The organism is Pelagibaculum spongiae, assembly GCF_003097315.1.
GTDB lineage: Bacteria > Pseudomonadota > Gammaproteobacteria > Enterobacterales > Pelagibaculaceae > Pelagibaculum > Pelagibaculum spongiae.
Genome location: NZ_QDDL01000005.1, coordinates 206,912 through 228,894 on the forward strand (window position 1 = coordinate 206,912; position 21,983 = coordinate 228,894).

The window sequence follows — 21,983 nt, forward strand, 5'->3', positions numbered from 1 at the left end:
GCGATTGTAATGGCACGCTTTTTAGACGGTAAATTAGTCAAAGCAGTTTGGAGTCAGCTACAAAATGAACGAGGAGAATGGAAGCCTGCCGCACTGATCATCTGCACCGATACAAAGATTTCCGCCGAAGCAATCATTCAAGCCTATGCACGACGCTGGAGTATTGAAACGGCATTCAATCAATTAAAATTGGCGTGGGGAATGAAAGAGTGCTGGCAGCAAAGCAAGCAGGTATTAATGCGGTGGATGCATTTAATGATGGCGGGTTATGGTTTGGTGCAGTTATTAACGTGTTTGAAGGCATCAGCGCTTGCTAAATTAAGCAACCATTCACCTTGGCGGCAAGATCACCCAACGACGGCAGGGCATCTACGACGAGGGCTGGTTCGGGATTTAATGCATGTTAATGTGCGAGGCTGGTGGCATCCAAAAGATCAAAAATTCGAACCACGAGATTACGAAAATAGCGGTTGAAAAATTCTGCGGTGGTAAAGTAGCGTAAAAACACAAGAAATCAGAGTAAGAAATAAACTTAAGAATGGTAAACGCCACCTTAAGCGGAGGCGCTCACTCTAAAGTCGAGTTAATTACTAAAGTTTACCCATAGATCATGGTGGATTTGTTTCCACTATGGTTGATGGATAGCTACCCTGCCATACCAGACCACGTCTTTTGAAAATTTTCCTGGCTAGCTTTGGTGCGGTGGTCTTGGGTAGTTCACCGCAACATAACTATTGGTAAGTAATGGCTAACTTAGCCTATTTCTGAAGGGCGAAGTACACAGCCTGCAGGCGGAGGTTTTTTGGCTTCTTCTAAGAGCTCCTTTTTGATATTTTGAAATTTACTTTCAATCCTGTTGATTAATTGCTCTTTTGACAATGACTCTTCAAATGGATTAATGCTCACAGGAATAAAAATATTGCTATAATTTTTCTTGAAAATAAAAACAAAGCTTGGCAAGTAATCTGTGTCTCGCTTATCAAAGTAATCGCCCTGAATTTCTTTTAGAATATATTTGTTTTCATCTGAATAAAACCCAGCTACTTCCATATAAATATCAGATAATACTTTTTTTCCTTTAAAGTGTACATCTAAATAATAGTCTGAATTTCCTTGCCGTTCCTTGGTGATTTTGAACTCCAAAAGTCCCATCGGCAAATTACATGACACATTCTTGAAGGGGAGAAAGTTATTTAGCTTATCATCCACTTTTCTTTCTTCTCTTGAACTGTAAAAGTTTGAATAGACGCGATTGTATTCAAACTTGAAGTAACCCAGAGAAGGAGCACAGTCCAGTTTTACATGTGAAGTATACTGATCGGCATTTGATGTGGCAGATAAAAGAAATATGGTCAAAAATAATACAAGTTGCTTCATCGATGATTCCAAGGCCGGAAACAGCTGCCAGCTTGTTTGGGGATTTAGCATCAAACTAACATCTTTCCTGTTGCCCTGGTATGAAATCAACTGGTTTGTTGACTCAGGTCGAACTGAAATTAACCCACAACTCATAGAAACTTTGGGGTGAACGGCGGCTAAGGATATCGGGTAATAGTCAGTTCATATTCCACCGGCTGTGGATACGCTGAGATTTCGATGGTAATCCAGCTGCCGTCACTATTGGCAGTTGCTGTGGTGATACCTTTCTTTTGCAGCACATCAACGCCGTTCCCACCTAATGACCACTGATGTTGTGGATTACTTTTGCCAAAGTCGATGGTAAAAGCCTCACCTGTAAATGCCAGAATATGATAAAAATTTGTATGCTCACCACCGACAAATCCATTCATACTGAAGGTTGGGTTTTTCAGTTGAATATAATAATGATCACGGCTGGTTTGCTCTACATGTTTGAGTACTTCTGCCGAGGCATTGGCAAAAGCCAATGCCGGAAGAATCAGAGAGAGCAATTTTTTAATTAATTTTTTATTTATCATTTTTTTCACAGGTTGTGCTTTTCTTATGGCTCATTCAGCTGGCTGCTTTACAAACTTCTTCTTGGTGGCACAGCGACATTGGCGAAGATTAACCCAGCAACTAGCGACATAAAAATCAAAAATATCTGCGAGCCCAGTTGCGGTTGTGACAACATCATTTCACCGGTGATCATTGCATTGAGGCCGATATAAGCCTTGCTGCCGGGCACTAGAATAACAATGCCCTGTAACAGAGCGATGGAGGCCGGTGCTTTCATCCAGCGGGCATATAGGTTGGAATAAATACCAACAATCAGCGCACCAAAGAAAATTCCGATTGAATCTCCAAAATAATGGCTGGCCGCAATCGCTGAAAAATAAGCCAGTGCGCCGGAAATAATTCCCCAAGGTGAATCTTTAATGCGTGCTTTAAATAAAACAACTAATGATGCAGATAGCAGTGGTACTGCGGCATATTCAGCCCAGCCGGGTAGTGCTGCCGGGTGAATGTAAAACACTTCACCAAATATAAAGTGGCCTAATGTAAGGCCTAAAATCGCACCAAAATAGAGCTTGAATAGCAGCATCATGGCATCCATGATTCGTGCTGTGCCGGAGATTAAATCTCGAGCAGCTAATTCTGATAACCCCATGGTTAATGCCAGGCCGGGAATAAATACAATAATGCCAGATAAAATAACCACCGGAATATTTATGCCGGGGTCAATAAGGGCGAAAGCACAGGCAAAGATGGCACATAAAATAGCGGCTAGCGGCTCAAGCATTTCTGCCATGCGGCTGGAACGCTCAGAAATATAAATCAGCCCGTAAACCATTAAGCCCAATAGGCCCGACCAAAAAGCATCGTTCCAGCTGGTATTTATTAACAAGGCAAAAGCTGCTGAGGCGACACCGAAAAACAATAAGGTTAACCCATCGCTATAGGGTTTTGTTTTTTCGCTGATTTCATGCAACCGTTCGAGTGCTTCTTCAACAGTACGCTGGCCTGAGGTTACTTCTTCGACTAATTCATCGGCCCGTGCCAATGAGCCTAAATCAACTTCGCCTGGAACAACCCGAGCCAAATGGTTGTATTCCTGCTCGCTGTCGTTATGCAGCACGAAGGTCATGGTGGTGGGGGATATTAAAAAATAGCCTTCGATTCCCAAGGTGCGGGCGACATTCTGCAAATGGGCTTCAAGCCGGTAAGCCGGGGTGCCAAATTTATGCAGTGCCTTGCCAAGCTTTATGATGAAGCGGCGTTTGATAAAAAATTCTTCGTTGCTCAAGTAGGAAGTCTCAATCGGGCTAGCCATTGCAAGTAAGTGTTGGCTAATGCTTGGAGGCGGTCAAAGAAGCAGCATTTTACCTTACCAACAGGTAAATGCATTGCCTGCTATCGGGAATTGCTAAACGGCAGCGGCTTTATTATGGGTATGGCCGCTTATGCCTTTGATGATTTATACAATAAACTATCGCTAGCCGGTGTGCGTGAAAATTTAGAATAAACTTAATTTTTTGTTTGCAGGTCTACCGTTAGCAAACTGTTAGGAAAGCAGCTATATCAAGCAATGATGGATCAATACTACCACTCCGACAGAGGGACCATGTCACATTATTTAAACGCAATCTATAAAGTGGTCACTCACCATAATATTAAAGCTAAGAAAAACCCGGCCACCGATAAATTTGGTTTTTTAAAAGATTCTAATTTGTTGGCACCAGTATGGTTGGGAGAGTTAAACGCTTTGGCTTATATCTGGTTAGTAATGGAAGGAAATAATGATAATTTTGATGTGCTGATCTCCAACCTTTCATGGGATAGTCCTTTATTAAGGAGGCTGCGTCTATATGAAACACTCGATAAAGCATATGATAGCCGCTCTCTTATGGGAGCAGGGTATATGCCAGGCAACGCTGAATATCGCTCAAGCTCAAATAGTAGTTCGATTTTAGTACCTAAAAAAGGTACTGTTCTTGATAAAATAACAGATAAAGCAAGGGCACAATATCAGGAAAGTGTCTATCAAACAGTTGCTGGTTTTTATTGCAGTTCCAGTGAGCAATATCAGGATATGATGTTGCTAGCAGCTTCTCTTTGTTCTCAGTCAGGCATGTATATTATTAAATATCAATTAAGCAAACGAGTAGCCCTGGCTGAACCGCTGAAAACCCATTGTATTGCTATAAAGTCTGATAGCGGAAAGTTAACAATATTCGACTGGTTATCTGGAACATTTTATATTGCTAATGAAGTAGCTCAGTTGCATGGAGGAGCAGTACTGCTAGAAATGCAGCATCTGTGGGGTTTGATGGGTAAAGTAGATATATTCTGTAACAAATTAGTTATAAGCTCCACTGCTAGTGATAAATTTATCAAACAACTATTAGATGAACATACTGAAGCAGGAGGTAGTGCTCTGTCTTCTAGATCGGCAACAAGTTTAATTGATGGAAGTGATAATGAAAACTTGAGTGATGATGGGGACATTATTTAGATTCAAGCTGATCAGAATCAGGAGATTGAACCAATAACACTCAGCAGAGAGTGACTTGTCACATCTTACCGAATAGCAAAAATACACATCATAAAAAAATAACTACTATCCAATATAACCACAGTGACTATGTTGCTTAATTCCTATTCCACAACAAGTGCGGCAGAATACAACAAGTTTTGGTGCTTGTTGTTTATTGGTAATGGTTTAGGGCTTAGGTATGAGTTGGCTAATTCTTGGTTTGGTATTGTTTTTTGCGGTGCACCTACTGCCGGTTCTGGCACCAGGCTACCGGCAGAAGTTAAAAGTTAAATACGGCGAAAATCGCTATAAGCTATTGTTTGGATTGATTTCTATTGTAGGTTTGGCGCTGATAATACTCGGCCTTAAATATGCAAACTATAGTAATCTTTATCAGCCAACCAGTTGGTCGCGCCACTTAGCAATGTCGCTAATGATGCCTAGTATTTACCTCTTTTTGTCTAATCAAGCTTTGCCGACTCGGTCGTTTATTAAGCGCCTGACGCCTAATCCACTCAATTGGAGCATTGTAGTTTGGTCTTCTGCTCATTTAATGGCCAATGGTGATTTACCGCAAGTGGTGTTGTTTTCAAGCTTTGGCCTGTTCGCTCTCATCAGTATTTTCAGCAGCTATCGCCGCAATCTAAAGCCAGCCAGAGGTAAGTTAAAAATTAAAGATGAACTGTTATTCATGGGACTATGTGCTGTAATTTATATCGGATTGTTTTTCAGCCATAGTTACTTTACTGGCATGCCGTTAATCAAGTGGTAATGCGGGCGCTGATAGCTCCATGTTAAAAATAGCTTTGTTAATCCAAAAAACTGCTAAATAATTTGCCGGATAAATTTTTTTAAAGTAAAACATATAAAATAATTGATGATATATCTTAGCTAAACGGTTGACTTGGGATTGCAACGTTCCTTCGCTATTTCGGAAAATTCCTAAGCTTGAGTCATAAAGCTGTATGGTTGAGTGCGTAATGTTATCAATAACAGTTAAGTGACTTTTGGGGCCGTTAAACGATAGCAATGAAAATCCTTTGTAATTAATGGCATGTTGGATAGCACTTTGTAATAAATATTCATTTTTATTATTGCAAGGAAAAAATCTAGGCGCTGAATTGATCTGAAAAAAATGTTGGAAAGAAGATATTTTGACTGACTGGGTACTTAACATTTTAGTCGAATTTAAAAAATTAAAACCATTAGTAAAAATAGCTTGTTTTCTGATTACTGATTGAATTTCTCCTTCAGAAAGGTTTTTTATTTTTTCAATATTGCCATTAGATTTGATATACAGCTCTGATAATGCGAAACAACAACCAGAATTAAAATCATCAAAAAATGGCATGTTCTGAGCGCTCGAATGATAGTAACAGTCTGGTGTAGGTATAAATTCACAGTGATTCATCTCTGCCAATTGATGCAGCGTAGCTTGTGAAGGATATGCCATGACGACCACAACAAGACTGATAGTAAAACAAGAATAGCTTACAAGGCTTTGGCTGCTCGAGTTGTATTGTTGTTTTCACTCACATTTCAAAGCGAACCTTCTTCGAGCGAATTACTTTACCGTTACGAATGACTTGTAAACGTCCGGTGTAAGTACCCTTTTGCCAACCGGCTTCAGGCATTCGTTTGCCGATATACCAGCTATATTGGGCTTTGTTGCGTTGCAATGCTTTACCAGGTACATCGATGAGCGTGCCAGTTGGGCTGAAAATAGTCAGACGAATTCTATCTTGCTGTTGTAGATTGATGATCCAGCTGTATAAAACCACCGCAGGCATGTTTTTTATGGATTTAAAATTAGGCAAACCATGGCTGGTTAAATCGCTTAACCCCATGGTGTTAATGCTGAACCCCAAGGCAAGGATTTTTGCATCGGAGTTGGCTTTTGGTTGTACTAACTGCTTTTGCGCTGATGAGTGCCATAAACTATTTTTTAAAGATTTATTTTTCTTAACGGGACTGTTACAGCGGTCTATTTGAGTTTGGTAATTTTTATTATTAACAGCCAAGCCGGTAAATGGGTCGATTACTTGGTCGAAATGGCGCACTGAAAAATGTAAGTGAGGAAACGCAGCTTTTCCTGAGTGGCCAACATAGCCTAGCAAATCCCCTGTCTTGACCTGATTCCCCTGACTGACTTGAATGCTGCCTTTGCGCAGATGGCAATATTGAGTTTCCCAGCCATTATCATGTTTAATTACCACACCATTGCCGCACTCTTTGCCTGATAACTGTTTTACTTCTTGCTGGGTTGTTACTAGCTTGTCGGTTGCTCCATCGCGCGCCGCTTTAATTAAACCATCGCTTGCAGCGATCACGGGAAAATTTTGCGAGACTTGTCGAATACTCAGCAAGCGAAAATCTGTGCCTTTATGGTTGTCGTAGCTGGCCTGATTACATTGGTAGTCATGGTGTTTAACCGATGGATCAACATCGACATATTGTTGAACAAAACAACTTTCACCCAATTGGCAGCTGATAGGCAGCTGAAATTTCGGTGATGGATATCGACTTGTTGAATTGATATTAGAGTTGCTTTTTGAATGATTAATCGGCGTCATTGCACTACTGCCGCCGCTAAAAACTATGGCAAATAAAACTAATAAGCAGTAAAAGGTGACAAAGCTTGCTGAAAAATTCAGCTTTTTAATATTTGGTCGTTGTGAATTAAACATTATCTCTTTTCCTGTCACCGCTTTTCCATAAGCAGAGCTGTTTATTACTATGGCATAAATTATTGAACGATATTTACAGCTAGGCCGCTTCATTTAAGTCTTTTAAGCGATCACACTAGAGTGTCTCCATACCCAAACTACTTATTGAAATAGATTGGGTATAGATAGGAACTCGCGCTTGAGATTTGGTTCGCAGCTAAAGGGCTTGAACTCGCCCAACGCGGCGATATGATGGATCAACTCTCAAAAGTGCTTGTTTAGACAAGAACACGAGGGTTCTTTTGATATAACTAACATTTTAGGAAATCATTGATGAGTGAAAAGCAGCCTGATTCGAACAACGTATTGTCGCCAACATCGGCCGGTGTTGAAGGGTTGTGCCCTCAATGCGGTGAACCGGTCGGCTGTGGCATTCTTGCAGGCAATGATCATTGCTGGTGCTTTAATTACCCGCCTTCAAGCAAAATGTCTAAAGACTGGCAACAACAGCAATGCTTATGTCAGAAGTGTTTGGAAAAAAGAAAAATTGCTGAAGGGATTTGGCAGCCAGAAAATGAAGCATAAAAAAACACAGAAAAATATCTGTGTTTAAAAAGATATATTAGCTGTTATTTCACTACTCAATCACTCTCGGCCAATTGCCATTTCCTTGGGCAATATAGCGAGGAATGTTCATCTCCCAACTGCGCTTAACCGTGTGGTTGTAGTTCAGGTAGAGTTTGTTATCGACAATCTTCCAGGCTGTAGGGTCGGCTGATGCAGTGTAGCCATGAGCGACTGCCCAAGCACAATAACCGCCAAACTGTGGTGCATATTTTTGAGGGTTGGTTTTAAACAAATCAAGATTCTGCTGGCTAGAGAACAACCACTTGGCACCTAAATATTCAAAGGTATATTGCTTGTTACCACGTACCGGTTTGCTCTGCTGAAAATAAGCAACACTGTCGTAACCACTGACTGCCTGATTGCCAACATAGCTGGTCGATATCGGCGATTTTGCCCACAAAGCTGAGCTGAAAAGTACTGAGCTGAGTAGTAGCAAACTGGGTAAGATGTGTTTTAGTAGCAGAGATCTCATGGTCATCTTCCAAATTTTTTATATCAATATTCCACTCTGACCTAACAGTCAGTCAGCAGGTTCCGCAAAGCTGATAAAATTTAGCATAGGTTCACATTAAAAAAATCTAAAGTGCTAGTAAATGACTGCTTAGTCAATAATTCAAAGCTTTAATTTCAAATGGTTGGCTAAAATTTTTATTAATTGAGTCGGCGTACCGAGCGATTGCCGTTAATCGGATAAGATGTATTTTAGTCTCTGGATTAATGCAACGCCGCAGCTCGAAATTACTTTGTGCAGTGATGCTGAAGTGAGTAACAACGACAGAAATTGAATACCTAGATGCGATCAATTGTTTCGCAGCCATCGCAAAGCACTGCAATCGAAATCACAGCTGCGAATTGAATTTAAAGCGAGATGGTTTTTTAGAGGTTGAGCCTATTTCAGCTCAATAACTTGAGTATTGGTTTGTCGGCTTTGTCCGGCATCTTTGAGCTTTTGCAAATAGTCAGTCCAATATTGCTCTTTTTCTTCAGCCAGTTTTCGCAGGTATTTCCAGTCGAATAATCCACTGTCGTGGCCGTCATCAAAAGTTGGTTTTAATGCGTAATGGCCGACGGCTTCTAGCTGGGTAATATTAACTTCTTGCTTGCCGACTTGAAGGGTTTCTTGGCCAATACCGTGGCCGCGGACTTCAGCTGAAGGTGAATGTACCCGCAAAAACTCACAGCTTAATTCGCATTCAAAGCCATCTGGCCAAGCCAGGCAGAGTAAGCGAGATTTCTTTTTAAGCTGAATTTTTGAGGGTTTCATGGTGACTGCTCGGTAGATGGATATGAGAAAATTGATGGGTAGATTTGATGAGTCTAAGACGCAATCAGACAGATGTCTGATTTCGTTGAGACTCATCAAACCTACATTTATTCCACCACTAACTACAGAATATAACGGCTTAAATCTTCGTCCTGAGCCAGTTCGCCCAGTTGCTTGTTTACATATTCGGCATCTACGGATAATTTCTCACCCGATTTGTCGCTGGCTTCATATGAAATGCTATCAAGTAAGCGTTCCATAATGGTGTGCAAACGACGAGCCCCGATATTTTCGGTTTTCTCGTTAACCTGGAATGCCAGTTCAGCAATCCGCTTAATGCCATCGTCGGTGAAGCTAAGCTCAACACCTTCAGTCGCCAGCAATGCTTTGTATTGTTCGGTTAATGAAGCGTTTGGCTCAACCAAGATGCGCTGGAAGTCATCGCTGGTCAGCGCTGATAATTCAACTCGAATTGGCAAACGGCCTTGTAGCTCAGGAATTAGGTCAGAAGGCTTGGCCATCTGGAAAGCACCCGATGCAATGAACAAGATGTGATCTGTCTTGATCATGCCGTGTTTGGTAGAGATCGTGCTGCCTTCGATCAATGGCAGCAAGTCACGCTGGACGCCTTCACGAGACACGCCACCGCTAGAATGGCCTTCCGATTTCACCACTTTATCGATTTCATCGATAAACACGATGCCATGCTGTTCGGCCATTTCTACCGCAGTCGCTTTAATGTCGTCTTCATTAACTCGCTTGGCAGCTTCTTCATCGCGCAGCATTTTGAAGGCGTCTTTAATCTTCAATTTGCGACTTTTGCGCTTATCGCCACCCATGTTTTTAAACATGTCTTGCAACTGGCTGGTCATTTCTTCCATGCCCGGAGGGGTCATGATTTCTACGCCAACTGAAGATTGCTCGGCAACATCAATTTCAATTTCTTTATCGTCTAACTGGCCTTCACGGAATTTCTTGCGGAAGACCTGGCGCGTTGCATTGTTTTCTGCAGGCTTAGCTTCTTCTTCAAAACCCGTCGGGCGAGCCGGTGGCAGTAAAGCATCAAGAATCCGTTCTTCAGCGGCTTCTTCTGCTTGTATTTCAACTTTTTTCATCGCCTGTTCGCGATGCAATTTAACTGAAACTTCTGCCAGATCGCGGATGATCGACTCGACATCGCGCCCAACATAACCCACTTCAGTGAATTTAGTTGCTTCAATCTTTAAGAAAGGCGCGTTAGCCAGCTTGGCTAAACGGCGGGCGATTTCAGTTTTACCGACACCGGTTGGACCGATCATTAAGATGTTTTTCGGGGTGATTTCACCGCGTAACTCTTCGGCAACCTGCATTCGACGCCAGCGGTTTCTCAGTGCAATTGCAACGGAACGCTTAGCATCGTTCTGGCCAATAATATGTTGGTCTAGCTCGGAAGTAATTTCACGAGGCGTCATATGCGACATCTTGATTAAGCCTCTTTAGAGTCAGTTTTTTCTGGCGCGTCAGCGTCCAGCATTTCAATGGTCAGGTTATTGTTGGTGTAGATGCAGATATCAGCAGCGATACCCAAACTTTTCTCAACAATGTCTCTTGCTGACATTTCAGTATTTTGATAAAGCGCGCGTGCTGCGGAAGTTGCAAAAGAACCACCTGAGCCAATGGCAATCAGATCTTCTTCTGGCTCGATCACATCGCCGTTACCGGAAATCATCAAGATGCCGTTTTCATCGGCAACAATCAGCAGAGCTTCCAGTCGACGCAGTGCGCGATCGGTACGCCAATCTTTGGCCATCTCAACTGCTGCACGAACCAAGTGACCTTGATGTACTTCCAGCTTTTGCTCGAAGCGTTCAAACAAAGTAAATGCATCGGCGGTACCGCCGGCAAAACCTGCCAAAACCTTATCGTGGAATAAGCGGCGCACCTTACGGGCATTGCCTTTCATCACGGTGTTGCCAAGTGAAACCTGGCCGTCACCACCTACTACAACCTGACCGTGACGCTTAACCGCCAGAATCGTGGTGCCTCTGTACTGTTCCAAAAGAATGTCTCCGGAATGGGGCATATCCCCGTCATGCTTGAAGATGCGACAGTGTTTACCGCCTAACTGCATCGCCAATTATCTTGGGGATAAATACAAAAAACGAATAGAACTGCAGATTGGGGCGGATCAGCTGATTTCAAGCGATACCGGCCAAGCAACTGATCTAGTCGTTGCACGGCTGCCAGCCTAGTGGTTATGACTGTGGCGAAGTGACAGGTTCACAGGAACCGAAAGGATCGCTCAAGCCAAGGGCCAGACTGCAGCAACGGTAATTATGGCAGAGGAAACAGCAACAATAATGCCACACCTTATTGACAGATTTATCTGCATGGTGACTTATAACGCCAAGGGCGAGTAACTAATGTTGGTAGATGGAAATGATTTCAAAGATTTGGGCTGAGCAGCTGACAGAGATGGGATACGGCACAGGACATGGGGTGAGCCTGAATCTGGAATGAATCTTGATCGGTTTAATATTGTCGTCGGCGCGAATAATTCGTCTAATTAAAGATTACCAGTAGTCAGAGGAAGGTATTGGCTTTCATCTCGACTAGCTGCTTGGTTCAACTGGAAAGAGTAAAAATGAAACCAAACTATTTGCCGAACAAAGCGGCACCATTTAAGACAAAGTAAAATTCTGTAAAAAAGCGGTTGAAATTATGAACCGGAAAAATTCCGAGTGGAAGAATATCGTTCAGTTTAATGATCTTTGTGTGAAAATATTTTCACATATTAAAAAGTAAAATTTTATTGAGTAGAAGAGAGTGTTTTTTAAGGGATACGAAATTACTGCTCAGGGGTAATAAAAAGAAAATCCCAATCTTGCGCAACAGCAACCTGACCATGCCTTCTAACGCTAGAGATTTTTTTCAGGTTGATCGTTTTTACTAGCCAGTTGCTATCGGTATGGTTATCTAATAAAGCCTTCCCACTGGCCAATACTCCATCATCAGGCAAGCCGATGTCTGGCCATGCATAGACACCGGCATGCCCCAAACTCTGGTCGATTAGTTGATTAAAGCTGGTTGCAGGAAAGTTCTGGTTATTAATTACTGCCTGAGCAACCGGCAGTTGATTTTCTAAAGCGCGAGCACGGCAGCTCATACGAACTCGCTCAAAACCGGCAACGCTATCGGTGCAGCTGGGTACCAAAATTAATTCAGCACCGGCTTGTTGCAACGCTCGACTTTGAGTTGGAAATTCGCTGTCATAACAAATGACTACCGCGAATTTAATTCCGTTATGTTCAAAGATTTTAAGATTTAAGCTATTACTCAGATTTAACGATTTTTCCAACCGCGTGCTGTGAATTTTATCTTGAAAATCACAAAGGCCCTTTTCAGAAAAAACATAACTGCGATGGAGCATTCCTAAGTCGGTTTCCACCACAATTCCCGGTGCCACAATGCTGATTTTATGTGCCACAGCGAGTTGTTGAAACAAGCGACAGAACGGATCGACTTGAAGTTGCAGCTGCTGTATTTGCTGTTGAAAAGTTGCTTTTGGCCATTGCCCGGTGAGTTCTAGCGCACCGTATTCTGCAAAACACAGTAGCTCCGCACCTTGAGAAACCGCATCCGATACCCGTTGCTGCTGTAGTTGTGAATAACTTTCAAAGCTTGAACAGTGAATCGCTGGGTGTTGCGCGATGGCAAGCGTCAGCTGACTGGGTGCTTGTGACATAGATTCCTTCACTTGATACAGAGCCTTATTAAGCGCAGTTTCCCGCGTTGCTGATTACCGGTCAATCAGAAAAAAGGTAAACTGCGCGCCACTCCAGCCATTCAGCTTTAAGTTTTTTTTAGCCAATAGCAGAGTGAATAGGTTGTAAATAATAGATTGAGTTAAAAGGAATGTTTGCATGGCCGTTCGTGCGCAAGACTGGATTTTAGCCCTAGCCGCTGGCGGTATGCTGGCGTTATTGATTGATTTTAATGGTGAGGTAGCCGGTTACGCTTCACCGACAATTTCCTCATGGGTTGCCCATGGCATTGGTTCAATCGCTGCCTTGCTTTTGGTCATCGGTGCGATGTTTTTTAGTAAAGCGCCGAGCAAAACCAAAACCCGAGGCCATATTCCATGGTGGGCTTGGTTAGGCGGCATACCTGGCGGTATTACGGTAGCTCTGGCCGGAGTGACGGTGATTAGTGAAGTTGGCGTATCCGGAACCATTACCTTGGGTCTGGTTGGCCAGGTTCTATTTGGTATGGTCTGTGATCATTTTGGTTGGTTGGGCGTGCCTAAAAAACCATTTAAAGTCAGAGATATTTATGTTGTGTTATGTGTGCTTGCGGGCACTTGCTTGATTGTTTTTGCGGGCTAGACAGCCAGCCTGGAGAGAAAAATGTTAAGTGCAATGGTATTACTCGCCGCTTTCAATGGTTTGCTGGTTGGCTTGAGCCGAGCTTTTAATGCACGTTTAAGTGCAGAGTTTGGCCCCTTTAAGGCTTCTCTGACCAATCATTTGGTAGGCTTTGCCCTAGTCAGTGTATTTCTAGTGATTGGCTCACTCACCGCAGTGGAGTTAGGTTTTATTAGCTCGTCCGATGCCGAAAAAAGTGCCTGGCTGGGACTGTTAAATACACCACTGTATGCTTTTTTAGGGGGTGCAGTTGGCGCGGTTTTTGTTGCAATCAACAGTTACGTTTTAGTACGACTCGGTGCTGCAAGATCTGCTATTTTGGTCGTCAGTGGCCAGATGGTGGGTGGTGTCTTGCTAGATATTTCTGGCCAGACCGGCTGGCAAATGCTGGCCAATGCTGCGGGTGTCACCTTGATTATTTACGGCATTTATTTGTCAGTCGATAAACCGCAGAAAACCGATAAAAAACAACCGAATTCTACAGAATACTTAAAAGAGAGCGCTTGAACAGAATGAGTCTTTCAAAGCAGATTTCAGCGATTGTTGGTTCTAAAAATCCGGTAAAAATTAGTGCTGCCAAGCTAGCATTAGCAACTATTTTTCCAGATGCAGAGATTGTTTGTGATGGCATTTCCGCACCCTCTAATGTGCCAGACCAGCCAATGACTGAAGCAGAAACCCGCCAGGGTGCAATCAACCGGGTAGAGTTTTGTCAAAAACAATCCACAGCGGATTATTATTTTGCCATGGAAGGTGGCGTTGACCGTTTTCCACAAGGCCCGGCGACCTTTGCTTTTGTTGCAATAGCTCACCAAAACAATTTATCGGTAGGTCGCAGCACCAACCTGCCGTTGCCCAAGCAAGTATTTGAGGCCTTGCAGCAAGGTGAAGAACTCGGCCATGTAATGGACCGGTTATTTAACACTGAAAATATCAAGCAGAAAGGTGGCGCGATTGGTTTGCTCACCAATGGCCATGCAACCCGGGAAAGCATTTACACCCAAGCGCTTATTTTGGCCATGGCACCATTTTTACATCCGGATTTGTATGATTTTTCGTAGGTTTGATAAGTCGAAAGCGTAATCAGGCATTTTTAAATTTATTGCTAGATATCTGATTTCGTTAACACTCGTCAAACCTACATCAGTGAGTTTATTTTGATGAAGCACCAATCAATGAAGCACCAATCAATGAAGTACCAGTGGATTTTATTTGACGCTGATGAAACCTTATTTCATTTCGATGCATTCAAAGGCATGAAATTAATGTTTTCTCGCTTGGATATTAATTTTTCACAGCAAGATTTCCAGCAATACCAAGCGGTTAATAAACCTTTATGGGTTGACTACCAAAATGGTGATATCACAGCGCACCAGCTCCAAACTATTCGCTTTCAAGCTTGGGCAGATAAGCTTGAAATCTCTACCGATCGGCTAAATGAGTTATTTTTGAATGCGATGGCCGACACTTGTCAGCCATTAGAGGGTGTGCCAGAAATGCTGCAGCAGCTGTTTGGCAAGGTAAAAATGGGCATTATCACTAATGGCTTTACCCAACTGCAGCAGATCCGTTTACAGCGCACCGAGCTAGAAAAGTATTTTGATTTGCTAGTGATTTCTGAACAAGTCGGCTTTGCCAAACCTGACTCAAAGATTTTTCAATATGCTTGGGATAAAATGGGTCAGCCTGAAAAGTCTCAGGTACTGATGGTTGGTGATAACTCCAGTTCTGATATTTTAGGCGCCAACCGGTTTGGTTTTGATAGTTGTTGGTATAACGCTAAGCAGCAACCCCCGGCCAAAGATGAACAAGGGCAGCCGATTGACATGACGTTACAAGTTACTAATTATCCACAGTTGATGAATCAAATATAATATTCTAAAGAGAGATTAAATTATGTTCATAATGAAAATGTTGGCAGGAGTTGTTTTATTCTTAGTACTCCATTATCTATATCGAGTTATTACCGCTAAATTGAATGAAAAAGAGAAAATTTCGAAGAAGAAATAGTCGCATAGATCTATTTAGCAAGGTAAAAATTGGCCAGCCTGAAAAGCCTGCTGTCAGTTCTGGTTTAAGTTCAAGCCAGAGCTACTTTTTACAGATAAAAAAGACTTATCAATTATTGAGCAGTATTTCGCTCAAAAATTAGCTCTCCAGCTATTAATGAGAAGTATCTTGCTCATAAAGTAAAAGTTATGCTGTTTTTGAGTAATATACTTCTCAATTTGATCGAGTGACTCTGTGAATAGCCTGACAGTTCAGATCTTCCATTCCGGACAGTGGCATGATGCAGCGAAGCTAGATGTATTGCAGCCAGAGAGTGGGTTCGCTGGGCCGGTAGCGCTGGGTTATTTGGATGATTATGCGGTGGCACAGTTGGATCGGGATGACTTGCATGCGTGTAGCTTACGGTTACCGGTACAGTTGATGTTACCCCACAGAAATCCTCACTGATTCGGCTTTCTGCAAGATATTATGCCCGCTGGATCTGGGTTAACCAGCTATCTCTGGGGCATTTGCCACAAAATCAGCAAGATTTCCCTTTGTTACAACCATGCCGCAACCGGATTATCTTCTCTAGATCAGAAAATGAAAGATTGGAATTTATTATGAAAAAATTAACCAGTGCTGAGCGAGAAGCGTTGCTGCTGGAATTACTCGATAAATTGTATAAAAAAGAAATGACTCAAGGGAAGGTGTCAAGATATTTGCGTAAAGATTATTTAGAATTCAATCAAGATAAATATGCAAAGCTGGTAAAGATTAGCCGTCGTACACTATCTGATATTGAAAACGATACCGGCCAGCAAACGCAAATGGTATTAAATAAAGCTTTTCGCCCATTTAATATCCAAATGCAGTTAGTGCCGACCGATATTTCAGTGCTGAATAATATTTTGTAAATTGATCGATAATTAATTCATACAACACTTTTTGTATTTCTTACCGCTGCCACATGGGCAAGCGTCATTGCGACCGATTTTCTGACCTTCGGTGCGCACCTGTTTTGGCGCAGAAGCCCAGGCTGCTTCTGGAGCGGCGGCGGCTAACTTGTCCATGACTTCAAAGTCATCGCCTAATTCAGGGAAAGCTTGTTTGAATGCATCTTTCTGGCCGGGAATATTGGCAAAAGCTTTTAGCGGTTCTGGTTGGAAGCAGGCCCAGCTTTCGGTTTCGGCAAATACATTATTGATCAGATATTGCTCATCTGGATTAATCCAGTGATCGCCTGCGCCATGCTGCAGTGCTTTTTCGACATCATCTAGCTTATAAAAATCTTCATCGACCAGTTGCTGTTCAAATGCGTTGTGGATATCTGGCAGTTGTGACTGCATATTGAGCAGTACGCAGCAACGAATCAATTCGCCCCAAACCACTGACTTTTTACCTTCCAGACCGCCTTGCAACAAGTGAATCAAATACTCTTTCAATTGGTCAGCTGTCAGCTGCTGTTGGTAATTTAAGGTCACCAGGCTGTTTAAAGCACAAGCACGAATGTAAGGATTAGCTTCGGTATCTTCGATCAATTGTTTGATCAGGTGTAGGTCACCGTTATAAGTCGATGCTAGCATACGCGGGTAGGCATCTGGCACGATATCGCCCAGCAAATCTGCAGCCAAACCTAGCGGCAAATGCCCTAGTTGTAATAACAGCGGGAAGGCTTTTTTCTCAGCAAACTGCGCCAGAAGGTAGCTAGAGAACAGCAAAAATGTGCCGTCTTCATCAATCACTTTTTGTGGCAAGGTCAGCGCTTGTTGTAAGCCATCGAGCAAGCGAGGAGTAACTTCATCTCTACGATCAATCGCCTGTTGCAGGGCTACTTTTGGATAATAGCTCTGGTGAAACTCGCTCAATTCTTTGATCAGATCATCAAGAGATAACGGCAGAGTCGGCTGCTGCCGAGCGCTTGAGGCTTCAAAAGGGGCTTCAACTGGCAATTCAACGGTCATAAGGAGTTCTTCGGTGCTGCTGATTCAATAAGGGCATCTATTTTCCGGCAACTAGAAGCAAAATGCCAATTTGGCAGATTGATGGCGATAGCAGTTTTTGCTTGAATGACCGTTATCAACTCAAGGTTGCACTAAAAAATGCATCAGTTTTGTAGATACTGCCAAAAGAAATCTACTATCAGAGTTTTAAAGGATGTATTACTCGTTCAGCGAAATAATTAGCTATTTTTGGCTGTATACTTTTGATGCTTTTGACACATTTTCATTATTTTTTGTGGTGTCCAGAGAAGGTGATGGCTGTTAAAATAACCTGCGCTATACCCAATACCGCCTGCACGTAAAACTCTCGCAACGATGGTTGCGCAGTTCTTTCTTACCACTCGATAATGAGAGTTCTCTTTTTTCATTATGCTATACCATTCATCGATCATTGCCTGTCGATTTAAACCAGTCAAATTAATTCGCCATGGTTGCTTATATTGTTTTGGAGTAATTCCTAATGATTCAGGAGATAGCATTTTATTAATTCTTAGAAGTTGAGCTTCTTCACTAGAATCATAATCCCATAATACTTCATGAACACCAAAAAAAGTATGTGCTTGCCTATTTTCAATTATTTCATAAAAAAAATCAGGATTTTCGGCAATTTCAGGATTTTGTCGCAGCCATGTAGCTGAAAGACTCGACATCGCTGTAAATGAGACCCTCTCAGCTTTTTGATCAGCCATGAAGTTTGTGCATTGGATTGCTGATTTTTTTCTTCCTGGCAGAATATCGCTCATTCCAGCACCACCTTTTCCGGGCCACCAGCTTACATAATTTGAAGAAGATATCTTGTCATTTTCATTGATTATCTGAACTGCAGCATGGCCATATGCACCAACACCATGTGAATTATTTGATGCACTAGAAATATCAAATGGAAGCCATATATAAACAGTACAATCAGTACCATTGAAGAAATCTGACATAAAAAACCCACCTTGATTGAAACGAGTAATCAATACAAAAGCAACGATACAACATAAGCTTATCATTTGTAATAAAAAAAGATCTCCGGTATTTTTTTTAGCTCATGCGGCTTGAAACTTGTGTTTAATTCATGGGCGTACCAAACAAAATCTAGTGAAGTGTTAATAGTTCAACGAAAACCACCTTCAAAGTCGCTCAGAAGTCAGACAATACTTTTTTGGAAAGTAATGGCGGTTTATTTTCCATGCGCTTAAATAGCGAGTATTTATTGCTTCTACAAATAAATGAAGTTTTTTTTAAAAAGACACTTGCATTTGCCATCAAAAAAAATTTAATCGCCTGCTTAACATTTATTTAAATAGGTCGAAAACCGCATGAATGAAACCTTGACGATTAAAGCGATTGCTGCTGAACGATTTCCCTTGTGGAAAAGATCATGCATCGGCATCGATGATATCAATTTCATTCGCCATGGGTTACTTCGATGCATAGGTTCGGCGCACAGTGGTCGTCACTATCTGCAGATCACCGATGAAATATATGGCGAGGCTATTCGCCACTCGAACTATTTTAATTCTTTAAAGTCAAAAAGACGAATGAAAATGGTAAAGGCAGTAGAAAAACAAAGCTATAAATTGCAGAGCCAAGCATTGTCTGCTTTGGGTATGGATTATCTAAAACAATTTCCTGAACTTAAAGAATATAAAGTTGAAGCAGCTGACGGTCATTTTGTACAGAACGCTTGTCACACAGAAAAAAAACATCAAAGGCAAAGTTCTTGCGGCAGGTTTTATTTATGCTTTAAACCACAGGAATGGCCTTCTTAGGCTGCTCTGTGTGGTGACGAATGGAACGAATCGGCATCAGGAAATTCCGGCGTTACGCAGCTATATTGAGCAGCAGGATGACAAAAAGAATACAGAGAAAAAACAGCTCTATGTTTTCATTTCCGGGTTTTCTGTCACCATTCCTGCCACCACTTTTATGAAACCAAGTGAGACATTAAGAAAACCCTAGAAAATAAAAAAGCCGCTGTTTATTTAAATAACAGCGGCTTAATGTGTTTTTAAAACAGCGATAAACGCTGAGAAACTCTATTCAATATTCTGAATCTGTTCCCGCATTTGCTCAATTAACACTTTAATATCGACCGATGCACCGGTGGTGTCTGATGCGGCGGATTTTGAAGAAAGTGTGTTGGCTTCGCGGTTCATTTCTTGCATCAGGAAATCCAAGCGACGGCCAATGACGCCACCTTTGGTTAAAATGCGACGAACTTCGTTTATATGAGTGACTAGCCGATCCATTTCTTCATCAACATCGAGCTTTTGAGCTAATAAAACCAGCTCTTGCTCTAGTCGCTCAGGGTTAGTTTCGGTGACGATTTGAGTTAGTCGATCGCGAATTTTTTCTTGCTGCTTGGCGATGATTTCTGGCACCAGTTTGCGCACTTCTGTGACATGGCTATCAACCTTATCCAGTCGCGGCAAAATGTGGTTTTTCATTTCTTCGCCTTCACGCATACGCGCTTCAAGCATGTTGTCCAAAGCGGCATCTAAACCGGCTAAGGCGACTTTTTGCAATGCTTCTGGTGTGGCCGATGAGGTTTTTAAAACACCGGGCCAGTTGAGTACATCAATTGCAGTTACTGGGGCAGAGTCCCAAAAAATTGACTGTACTTTTCGAGTGGCATCAGACAAAGCTTTGGCTGTTTCTTCATTGACTTGCAGACTTTCTGAACCTGAAGACAGCTGGTACTTGAGGAAGATATCGACCTTGCCGCGGCTTAGCTTGGCTTTGATTTTTTCACGCAGCGCATTTTCTAGCTCTCGCATTTGCTCTGGCAGTTTAATATTCATCTCAAGATAACGGTGGTTAACCGATCTTAATTCCCAAGTGACAGACCCTGCTTCGCCTTGCTCTGTATGTCTCGCGAAGGCGGTCATGCTTCTGACTGTCATACGGTTCCCCTTACCATGCCTAATAAAAATTACTTGGGGAGTGTAATCGACTTAAGGCTTGGCAGAAAACCCCAGCAGCTTATTGGACTGAAATAGGCTGCGTTTGATCAGGTTTATCGGTTAATAGACTATCTGTTTCTATTGCCGATATTCCTACCCGACAATAACGGCAGAACCCGTTATACTGCGCAGCATTTGATCCCCTATTCATAGTCTTGGAATCTTTATATGCGCCCTAGCGAGCGAGCAGTAGACCAACTTCGCACCATCAAAGTTACCCGTAATTTCACTTGTCATGCCGAAGGCTCTGTGCTGATTGAATTTGGCAATACCAAGGTGTTATGTAATGCCACAGTAAGCGAAGAGATTCCTCGTTGGTTGCGTGGCCAAGGCCAGGGTTGGGTGACTGCGGAATATGGCATGTTGCCGCGCGCAACCCATACCCGTAACCGTCGTGAAGCGGCTAGCGGTAAGCAAGGTGGCCGTACCATGGAAATTCAACGACTGATTGCCCGTAGTTTGCGCGCAGCGGTCAATCTGAAAACCCTTGGTGAGAATTCGATCACTGTTGACTGTGATGTGATTCAGGCCGATGGCGGAACACGGACAGCTTCCATTACCGGCGGTTGCATTGCATTGTATGACGCACTGCAGAAAATGGTTGAAGCCGGAAAGTTAAAGAAAAATCCGATGGAGCGTTTTGTTGCTGCAATCTCGGTCGGTATCTATAAAGGCACGCCAGTTCTGGATTTAGATTATCCAGAAGATTCTGATGCTGAAACTGATATGAACGTTGTGATGGATGAAAACGGCGGCTTTATCGAAGTTCAGGGTACTGCAGAAGCTGCGCCTTTCTCGGCAGAAGAAATGAGCAATATGCTGGCACTGGCGCAAAAAGGTATTAACGACCTAGTTGCCGTGCAGAAAGAAGCTTTAGGCCTTTAATGGCTTAATCGAGGTGGTGGTTTTGCTGCCACCTCGATGATTCAATTTCATATTTCATCGAAAATCCAATATAAGCAGAAGTAAATCGGAGCTTGGTAAAATGGCCTTACAGCAGTATCAGAGAGAATTTATTGAATTTGCAATTTCTCAGGGCGTTCTGAAATTTGGTGAATTTACCCTGAAATCTGGTCGGGTTAGCCCTTACTTTTTTAATGCAGGCTTGTTTCAGTCGGGCAGTGCGTTAGCGCATTTGGGCCGTTGTTATGCCAAGGCGATTGAAGCGACTTCAATTGATTATGATTTATTGTTTGGCCCAGCCTATAAGGGCATTCCTCTAGTAAGTACCACGGCAATTGCCATGGCCGATCACCATAATAAAGATCTTCCTTGGTGTTTTAACCGTAAGGAAAAAAAGCAACATGGTGAAGGTGGTCAGTTGGTGGGCGCACCGTTAAAAGGCAAGGTTTTGCTGATTGACGATGTAATTACTGCTGGTACAGCGATTCGAGAGTCTATGGAATTGATTAGCGCTGCTGGTGCAGAACTGGCGGGCGTGGTGATTGCTTTAGACCGACAAGAAAAGGGTCAAGGCGAGTTGTCAGCGGTACAAGAAGTAGCACGAGATTTTGGGGCACCGGTGATTTCTGTGGTGAGTCTCTCGCAATTGGCAGAATATTTACAGGAACAATCGACGCAAGCTGATATTCTTTCATCTATTGATGCATATCGTGAACGATACGGCATAGCAGTTGAATGA

General features: G+C 42.5%; 26 protein-coding genes. 13 read left to right on the forward strand and 13 right to left on the reverse strand.

Annotation, left to right across the window (positions count from 1 at the left end):
• Positions 1 to 9 precede the first annotated feature (9 nt).
• The gene (locus DC094_RS13405) at positions 10 to 474 is read left to right on the forward strand and encodes a hypothetical protein (protein ID WP_116687615.1); all 465 of its coding nucleotides are present in this window, start codon (positions 10 to 12) and stop codon (positions 472 to 474) included.
• Between the two features lie 279 nt (positions 475 to 753).
• Here DC094_RS13405 and DC094_RS13410 read toward each other — a convergent pair whose 3' ends face one another.
• The 3 genes from DC094_RS13410 to DC094_RS13420 form a co-directional block, all read right to left on the reverse strand.
• Positions 754 to 1,377 (reverse strand): hypothetical protein, encoded by a 624-nt coding sequence (locus DC094_RS13410; protein ID WP_133245552.1) that lies wholly within the window; start codon positions 1,375 to 1,377, stop codon positions 754 to 756.
• 158 nt (positions 1,378 to 1,535) lie between these two features.
• Positions 1,536 to 1,946, reverse strand: coding sequence for a hypothetical protein (locus DC094_RS13415; RefSeq protein ID WP_116687617.1), 411 nt, complete (start codon positions 1,944 to 1,946; stop codon positions 1,536 to 1,538).
• A 38-nt stretch (positions 1,947 to 1,984) separates the two neighbouring features.
• Positions 1,985 to 3,205, reverse strand: a complete 1,221-nt coding sequence (locus tag DC094_RS13420; RefSeq protein WP_116687769.1) for a threonine/serine exporter family protein — start codon at positions 3,203 to 3,205, stop codon at positions 1,985 to 1,987.
• 318 nt (positions 3,206 to 3,523) lie between these two features.
• Between DC094_RS13420 and DC094_RS13430 the strand changes: the two genes are divergently transcribed.
• A complete protein-coding gene (locus DC094_RS13430; RefSeq protein WP_116687619.1) occupies positions 3,524 to 4,414 on the forward strand; it encodes a hypothetical protein in 891 nt (296 codons plus the stop codon).
• A gap of 220 nt (positions 4,415 to 4,634) precedes the next feature.
• Positions 4,635 to 5,207 carry an NnrU family protein gene (locus tag DC094_RS13435; protein WP_116687620.1) on the forward strand — a complete coding sequence of 191 codons (573 nt, stop codon included), beginning with the start codon at positions 4,635 to 4,637 and terminating at the stop codon, positions 5,205 to 5,207.
• Here DC094_RS13435 and DC094_RS13440 read toward each other — a convergent pair.
• Positions 5,193 to 5,888 carry a hypothetical protein gene (locus tag DC094_RS13440; protein ID WP_116687621.1) on the reverse strand — a complete coding sequence of 232 codons (696 nt, stop codon included), beginning with the start codon at positions 5,886 to 5,888 and terminating at the stop codon, positions 5,193 to 5,195. The genes DC094_RS13435 and DC094_RS13440 overlap by 15 nt on opposite strands.
• A 79-nt stretch (positions 5,889 to 5,967) precedes the next feature.
• Positions 5,968 to 7,122: a M23 family metallopeptidase gene (locus DC094_RS13445; RefSeq protein WP_158527324.1), complete on the reverse strand. Its 1,155-nt coding sequence runs from the start codon at positions 7,120 to 7,122 to the stop codon at positions 5,968 to 5,970.
• Positions 7,123 to 7,434: 312 nt separating this feature from the next.
• Here DC094_RS13445 and DC094_RS13450 point away from each other — a divergent pair, with 312 nt between their 5' ends.
• On the forward strand, positions 7,435 to 7,686 hold the full coding sequence (locus DC094_RS13450; RefSeq protein ID WP_116687623.1) for a cysteine-rich CWC family protein: 252 nt from the start codon (positions 7,435 to 7,437) through the stop codon (positions 7,684 to 7,686).
• Positions 7,687 to 7,738: 52 nt separating this feature from the next.
• On the opposite strand, the gene DC094_RS13455 is transcribed toward DC094_RS13450, so the two are convergent.
• From DC094_RS13455 to DC094_RS13480, 5 genes are all read right to left on the reverse strand, one after another.
• Positions 7,739 to 8,200, reverse strand: a complete 462-nt coding sequence (locus DC094_RS13455; RefSeq protein ID WP_116687624.1) for a YHS domain-containing (seleno)protein — start codon at positions 8,198 to 8,200, stop codon at positions 7,739 to 7,741.
• Positions 8,201 to 8,617: 417 nt separating this feature from the next.
• The gene (locus DC094_RS13465; protein WP_116687626.1) at positions 8,618 to 8,992 is read right to left on the reverse strand and encodes a gamma-butyrobetaine hydroxylase family protein; all 375 of its coding nucleotides are present in this window, start codon (positions 8,990 to 8,992) and stop codon (positions 8,618 to 8,620) included.
• A gap of 122 nt (positions 8,993 to 9,114) precedes the next feature.
• Positions 9,115 to 10,452, reverse strand: coding sequence for an ATP-dependent protease ATPase subunit HslU (hslU, locus tag DC094_RS13470; RefSeq protein WP_116687627.1), 1,338 nt, complete (start codon positions 10,450 to 10,452; stop codon positions 9,115 to 9,117).
• 5 nt (positions 10,453 to 10,457) lie between these two features.
• Complete coding sequence (hslV, locus tag DC094_RS13475; protein ID WP_116687770.1) at positions 10,458 to 11,030, reverse strand: ATP-dependent protease subunit HslV; 573 nt, start codon at positions 11,028 to 11,030, stop codon at positions 10,458 to 10,460.
• A gap of 789 nt (positions 11,031 to 11,819) precedes the next feature.
• Positions 11,820 to 12,716 (reverse strand): nitrilase-related carbon-nitrogen hydrolase, encoded by an 897-nt coding sequence (locus DC094_RS13480; RefSeq protein ID WP_116687628.1) that lies wholly within the window; start codon positions 12,714 to 12,716, stop codon positions 11,820 to 11,822.
• A gap of 178 nt (positions 12,717 to 12,894) precedes the next feature.
• Here DC094_RS13480 and DC094_RS13485 point away from each other — a divergent pair, with 178 nt between their 5' ends.
• From DC094_RS13485 to DC094_RS13510, 6 genes are all read left to right on the forward strand, one after another.
• On the forward strand, positions 12,895 to 13,356 hold the full coding sequence (locus tag DC094_RS13485) for a DMT family transporter (RefSeq protein WP_116687629.1): 462 nt from the start codon (positions 12,895 to 12,897) through the stop codon (positions 13,354 to 13,356).
• A 21-nt stretch (positions 13,357 to 13,377) separates the two neighbouring features.
• Entirely contained in the window at positions 13,378 to 13,902 is a 525-nt protein-coding gene (locus DC094_RS13490) for a DMT family transporter (protein ID WP_116687630.1), read from the forward strand.
• 5 nt (positions 13,903 to 13,907) lie between these two features.
• Complete coding sequence (yjjX, locus tag DC094_RS13495) at positions 13,908 to 14,456, forward strand: inosine/xanthosine triphosphatase (RefSeq protein ID WP_116687631.1); 549 nt, start codon at positions 13,908 to 13,910, stop codon at positions 14,454 to 14,456.
• A gap of 114 nt (positions 14,457 to 14,570) precedes the next feature.
• Positions 14,571 to 15,269: a pyrimidine 5'-nucleotidase gene (gene yjjG / locus DC094_RS13500; RefSeq protein WP_241504047.1), complete on the forward strand. Its 699-nt coding sequence runs from the start codon at positions 14,571 to 14,573 to the stop codon at positions 15,267 to 15,269.
• A gap of 370 nt (positions 15,270 to 15,639) precedes the next feature.
• Positions 15,640 to 15,852, forward strand: a complete 213-nt coding sequence (locus DC094_RS13505) for a hypothetical protein (protein ID WP_116687632.1) — start codon at positions 15,640 to 15,642, stop codon at positions 15,850 to 15,852.
• Positions 15,853 to 16,007: 155 nt separating this feature from the next.
• Positions 16,008 to 16,301 (forward strand): transcriptional regulator, encoded by a 294-nt coding sequence (locus DC094_RS13510; RefSeq protein WP_116687633.1) that lies wholly within the window; start codon positions 16,008 to 16,010, stop codon positions 16,299 to 16,301.
• A 12-nt stretch (positions 16,302 to 16,313) separates the two neighbouring features.
• Here the strand turns inward: DC094_RS13510 and DC094_RS13515 are convergent, their stop codons facing one another.
• Positions 16,314 to 17,348: a DUF1186 domain-containing protein gene (locus DC094_RS13515; protein ID WP_116687634.1), complete on the reverse strand. Its 1,035-nt coding sequence runs from the start codon at positions 17,346 to 17,348 to the stop codon at positions 16,314 to 16,316.
• Between the two features lie 218 nt (positions 17,349 to 17,566).
• Positions 17,567 to 18,319 carry a hypothetical protein gene (locus DC094_RS13520; protein ID WP_116687635.1) on the reverse strand — a complete coding sequence of 251 codons (753 nt, stop codon included), beginning with the start codon at positions 18,317 to 18,319 and terminating at the stop codon, positions 17,567 to 17,569.
• Positions 18,320 to 19,028: 709 nt separating this feature from the next.
• On the opposite strand from DC094_RS13520, the gene DC094_RS21875 reads away from it, so the two are divergent.
• Complete coding sequence (locus DC094_RS21875) at positions 19,029 to 19,337, forward strand: hypothetical protein (RefSeq protein ID WP_133245553.1); 309 nt, start codon at positions 19,029 to 19,031, stop codon at positions 19,335 to 19,337.
• 77 nt (positions 19,338 to 19,414) lie between these two features.
• Here the strand turns inward: DC094_RS21875 and DC094_RS13530 are convergent, their stop codons facing one another.
• On the reverse strand, positions 19,415 to 20,281 hold the full coding sequence (locus DC094_RS13530) for a YicC/YloC family endoribonuclease (RefSeq protein WP_241504048.1): 867 nt from the start codon (positions 20,279 to 20,281) through the stop codon (positions 19,415 to 19,417).
• 228 nt (positions 20,282 to 20,509) lie between these two features.
• On the opposite strand from DC094_RS13530, the gene rph reads away from it, so the two are divergent.
• A complete protein-coding gene (rph, locus tag DC094_RS13535) occupies positions 20,510 to 21,226 on the forward strand; it encodes a ribonuclease PH (RefSeq protein ID WP_116687637.1) in 717 nt (238 codons plus the stop codon).
• A gap of 100 nt (positions 21,227 to 21,326) precedes the next feature.
• Positions 21,327 to 21,983: an orotate phosphoribosyltransferase gene (pyrE, locus tag DC094_RS13540; protein WP_116687638.1), complete on the forward strand. Its 657-nt coding sequence runs from the start codon at positions 21,327 to 21,329 to the stop codon at positions 21,981 to 21,983.

What these genes read in the sequence shown, in the direction of transcription:
- DC094_RS13435 (WP_116687620.1), top strand. Translation starts at nt 4,635, where the DNA reads ATGAGTTGGCTAATTCTTGGTTTGGTATTGTTTTTTGCGGTGCACCTA.
- hslU (WP_116687627.1), bottom strand. Translation starts at nt 10,452, where the DNA reads ATGTCGCATATGACGCCTCGTGAAATTACTTCCGAGCTAGACCAACAT.
- DC094_RS13510 (WP_116687633.1), top strand. Translation starts at nt 16,008, where the DNA reads ATGAAAAAATTAACCAGTGCTGAGCGAGAAGCGTTGCTGCTGGAATTA.
- DC094_RS13480 (WP_116687628.1), bottom strand. Translation starts at nt 12,716, where the DNA reads ATGTCACAAGCACCCAGTCAGCTGACGCTTGCCATCGCGCAACACCCA.
- yjjG (WP_241504047.1), top strand. Translation starts at nt 14,571, where the DNA reads ATGAAGCACCAATCAATGAAGTACCAGTGGATTTTATTTGACGCTGAT.
- DC094_RS13455 (WP_116687624.1), bottom strand. Translation starts at nt 8,200, where the DNA reads ATGAGATCTCTGCTACTAAAACACATCTTACCCAGTTTGCTACTACTC.
- pyrE (WP_116687638.1), top strand. Translation starts at nt 21,327, where the DNA reads ATGGCCTTACAGCAGTATCAGAGAGAATTTATTGAATTTGCAATTTCT.
- yjjX (WP_116687631.1), top strand. Translation starts at nt 13,908, where the DNA reads ATGAGTCTTTCAAAGCAGATTTCAGCGATTGTTGGTTCTAAAAATCCG.
- DC094_RS13490 (WP_116687630.1), top strand. Translation starts at nt 13,378, where the DNA reads ATGTTAAGTGCAATGGTATTACTCGCCGCTTTCAATGGTTTGCTGGTT.
- DC094_RS13520 (WP_116687635.1), bottom strand. Translation starts at nt 18,319, where the DNA reads ATGTCAGATTTCTTCAATGGTACTGATTGTACTGTTTATATATGGCTT.
- DC094_RS13410 (WP_133245552.1), bottom strand. Translation starts at nt 1,377, where the DNA reads ATGAAGCAACTTGTATTATTTTTGACCATATTTCTTTTATCTGCCACA.
- DC094_RS13485 (WP_116687629.1), top strand. Translation starts at nt 12,895, where the DNA reads ATGGCCGTTCGTGCGCAAGACTGGATTTTAGCCCTAGCCGCTGGCGGT.
- DC094_RS13465 (WP_116687626.1), bottom strand. Translation starts at nt 8,992, where the DNA reads ATGAAACCCTCAAAAATTCAGCTTAAAAAGAAATCTCGCTTACTCTGC.
- DC094_RS13515 (WP_116687634.1), bottom strand. Translation starts at nt 17,348, where the DNA reads ATGACCGTTGAATTGCCAGTTGAAGCCCCTTTTGAAGCCTCAAGCGCT.
- DC094_RS13530 (WP_241504048.1), bottom strand. Translation starts at nt 20,281, where the DNA reads ATGACAGTCAGAAGCATGACCGCCTTCGCGAGACATACAGAGCAAGGC.
- DC094_RS13430 (WP_116687619.1), top strand. Translation starts at nt 3,524, where the DNA reads ATGTCACATTATTTAAACGCAATCTATAAAGTGGTCACTCACCATAAT.
- DC094_RS13440 (WP_116687621.1), bottom strand. Translation starts at nt 5,888, where the DNA reads ATGGCATATCCTTCACAAGCTACGCTGCATCAATTGGCAGAGATGAAT.
- DC094_RS13405 (WP_116687615.1), top strand. Translation starts at nt 10, where the DNA reads ATGGCACGCTTTTTAGACGGTAAATTAGTCAAAGCAGTTTGGAGTCAG.
- DC094_RS13445 (WP_158527324.1), bottom strand. Translation starts at nt 7,122, where the DNA reads ATGTTTAATTCACAACGACCAAATATTAAAAAGCTGAATTTTTCAGCA.
- rph (WP_116687637.1), top strand. Translation starts at nt 20,510, where the DNA reads ATGCGCCCTAGCGAGCGAGCAGTAGACCAACTTCGCACCATCAAAGTT.
- DC094_RS13450 (WP_116687623.1), top strand. Translation starts at nt 7,435, where the DNA reads ATGAGTGAAAAGCAGCCTGATTCGAACAACGTATTGTCGCCAACATCG.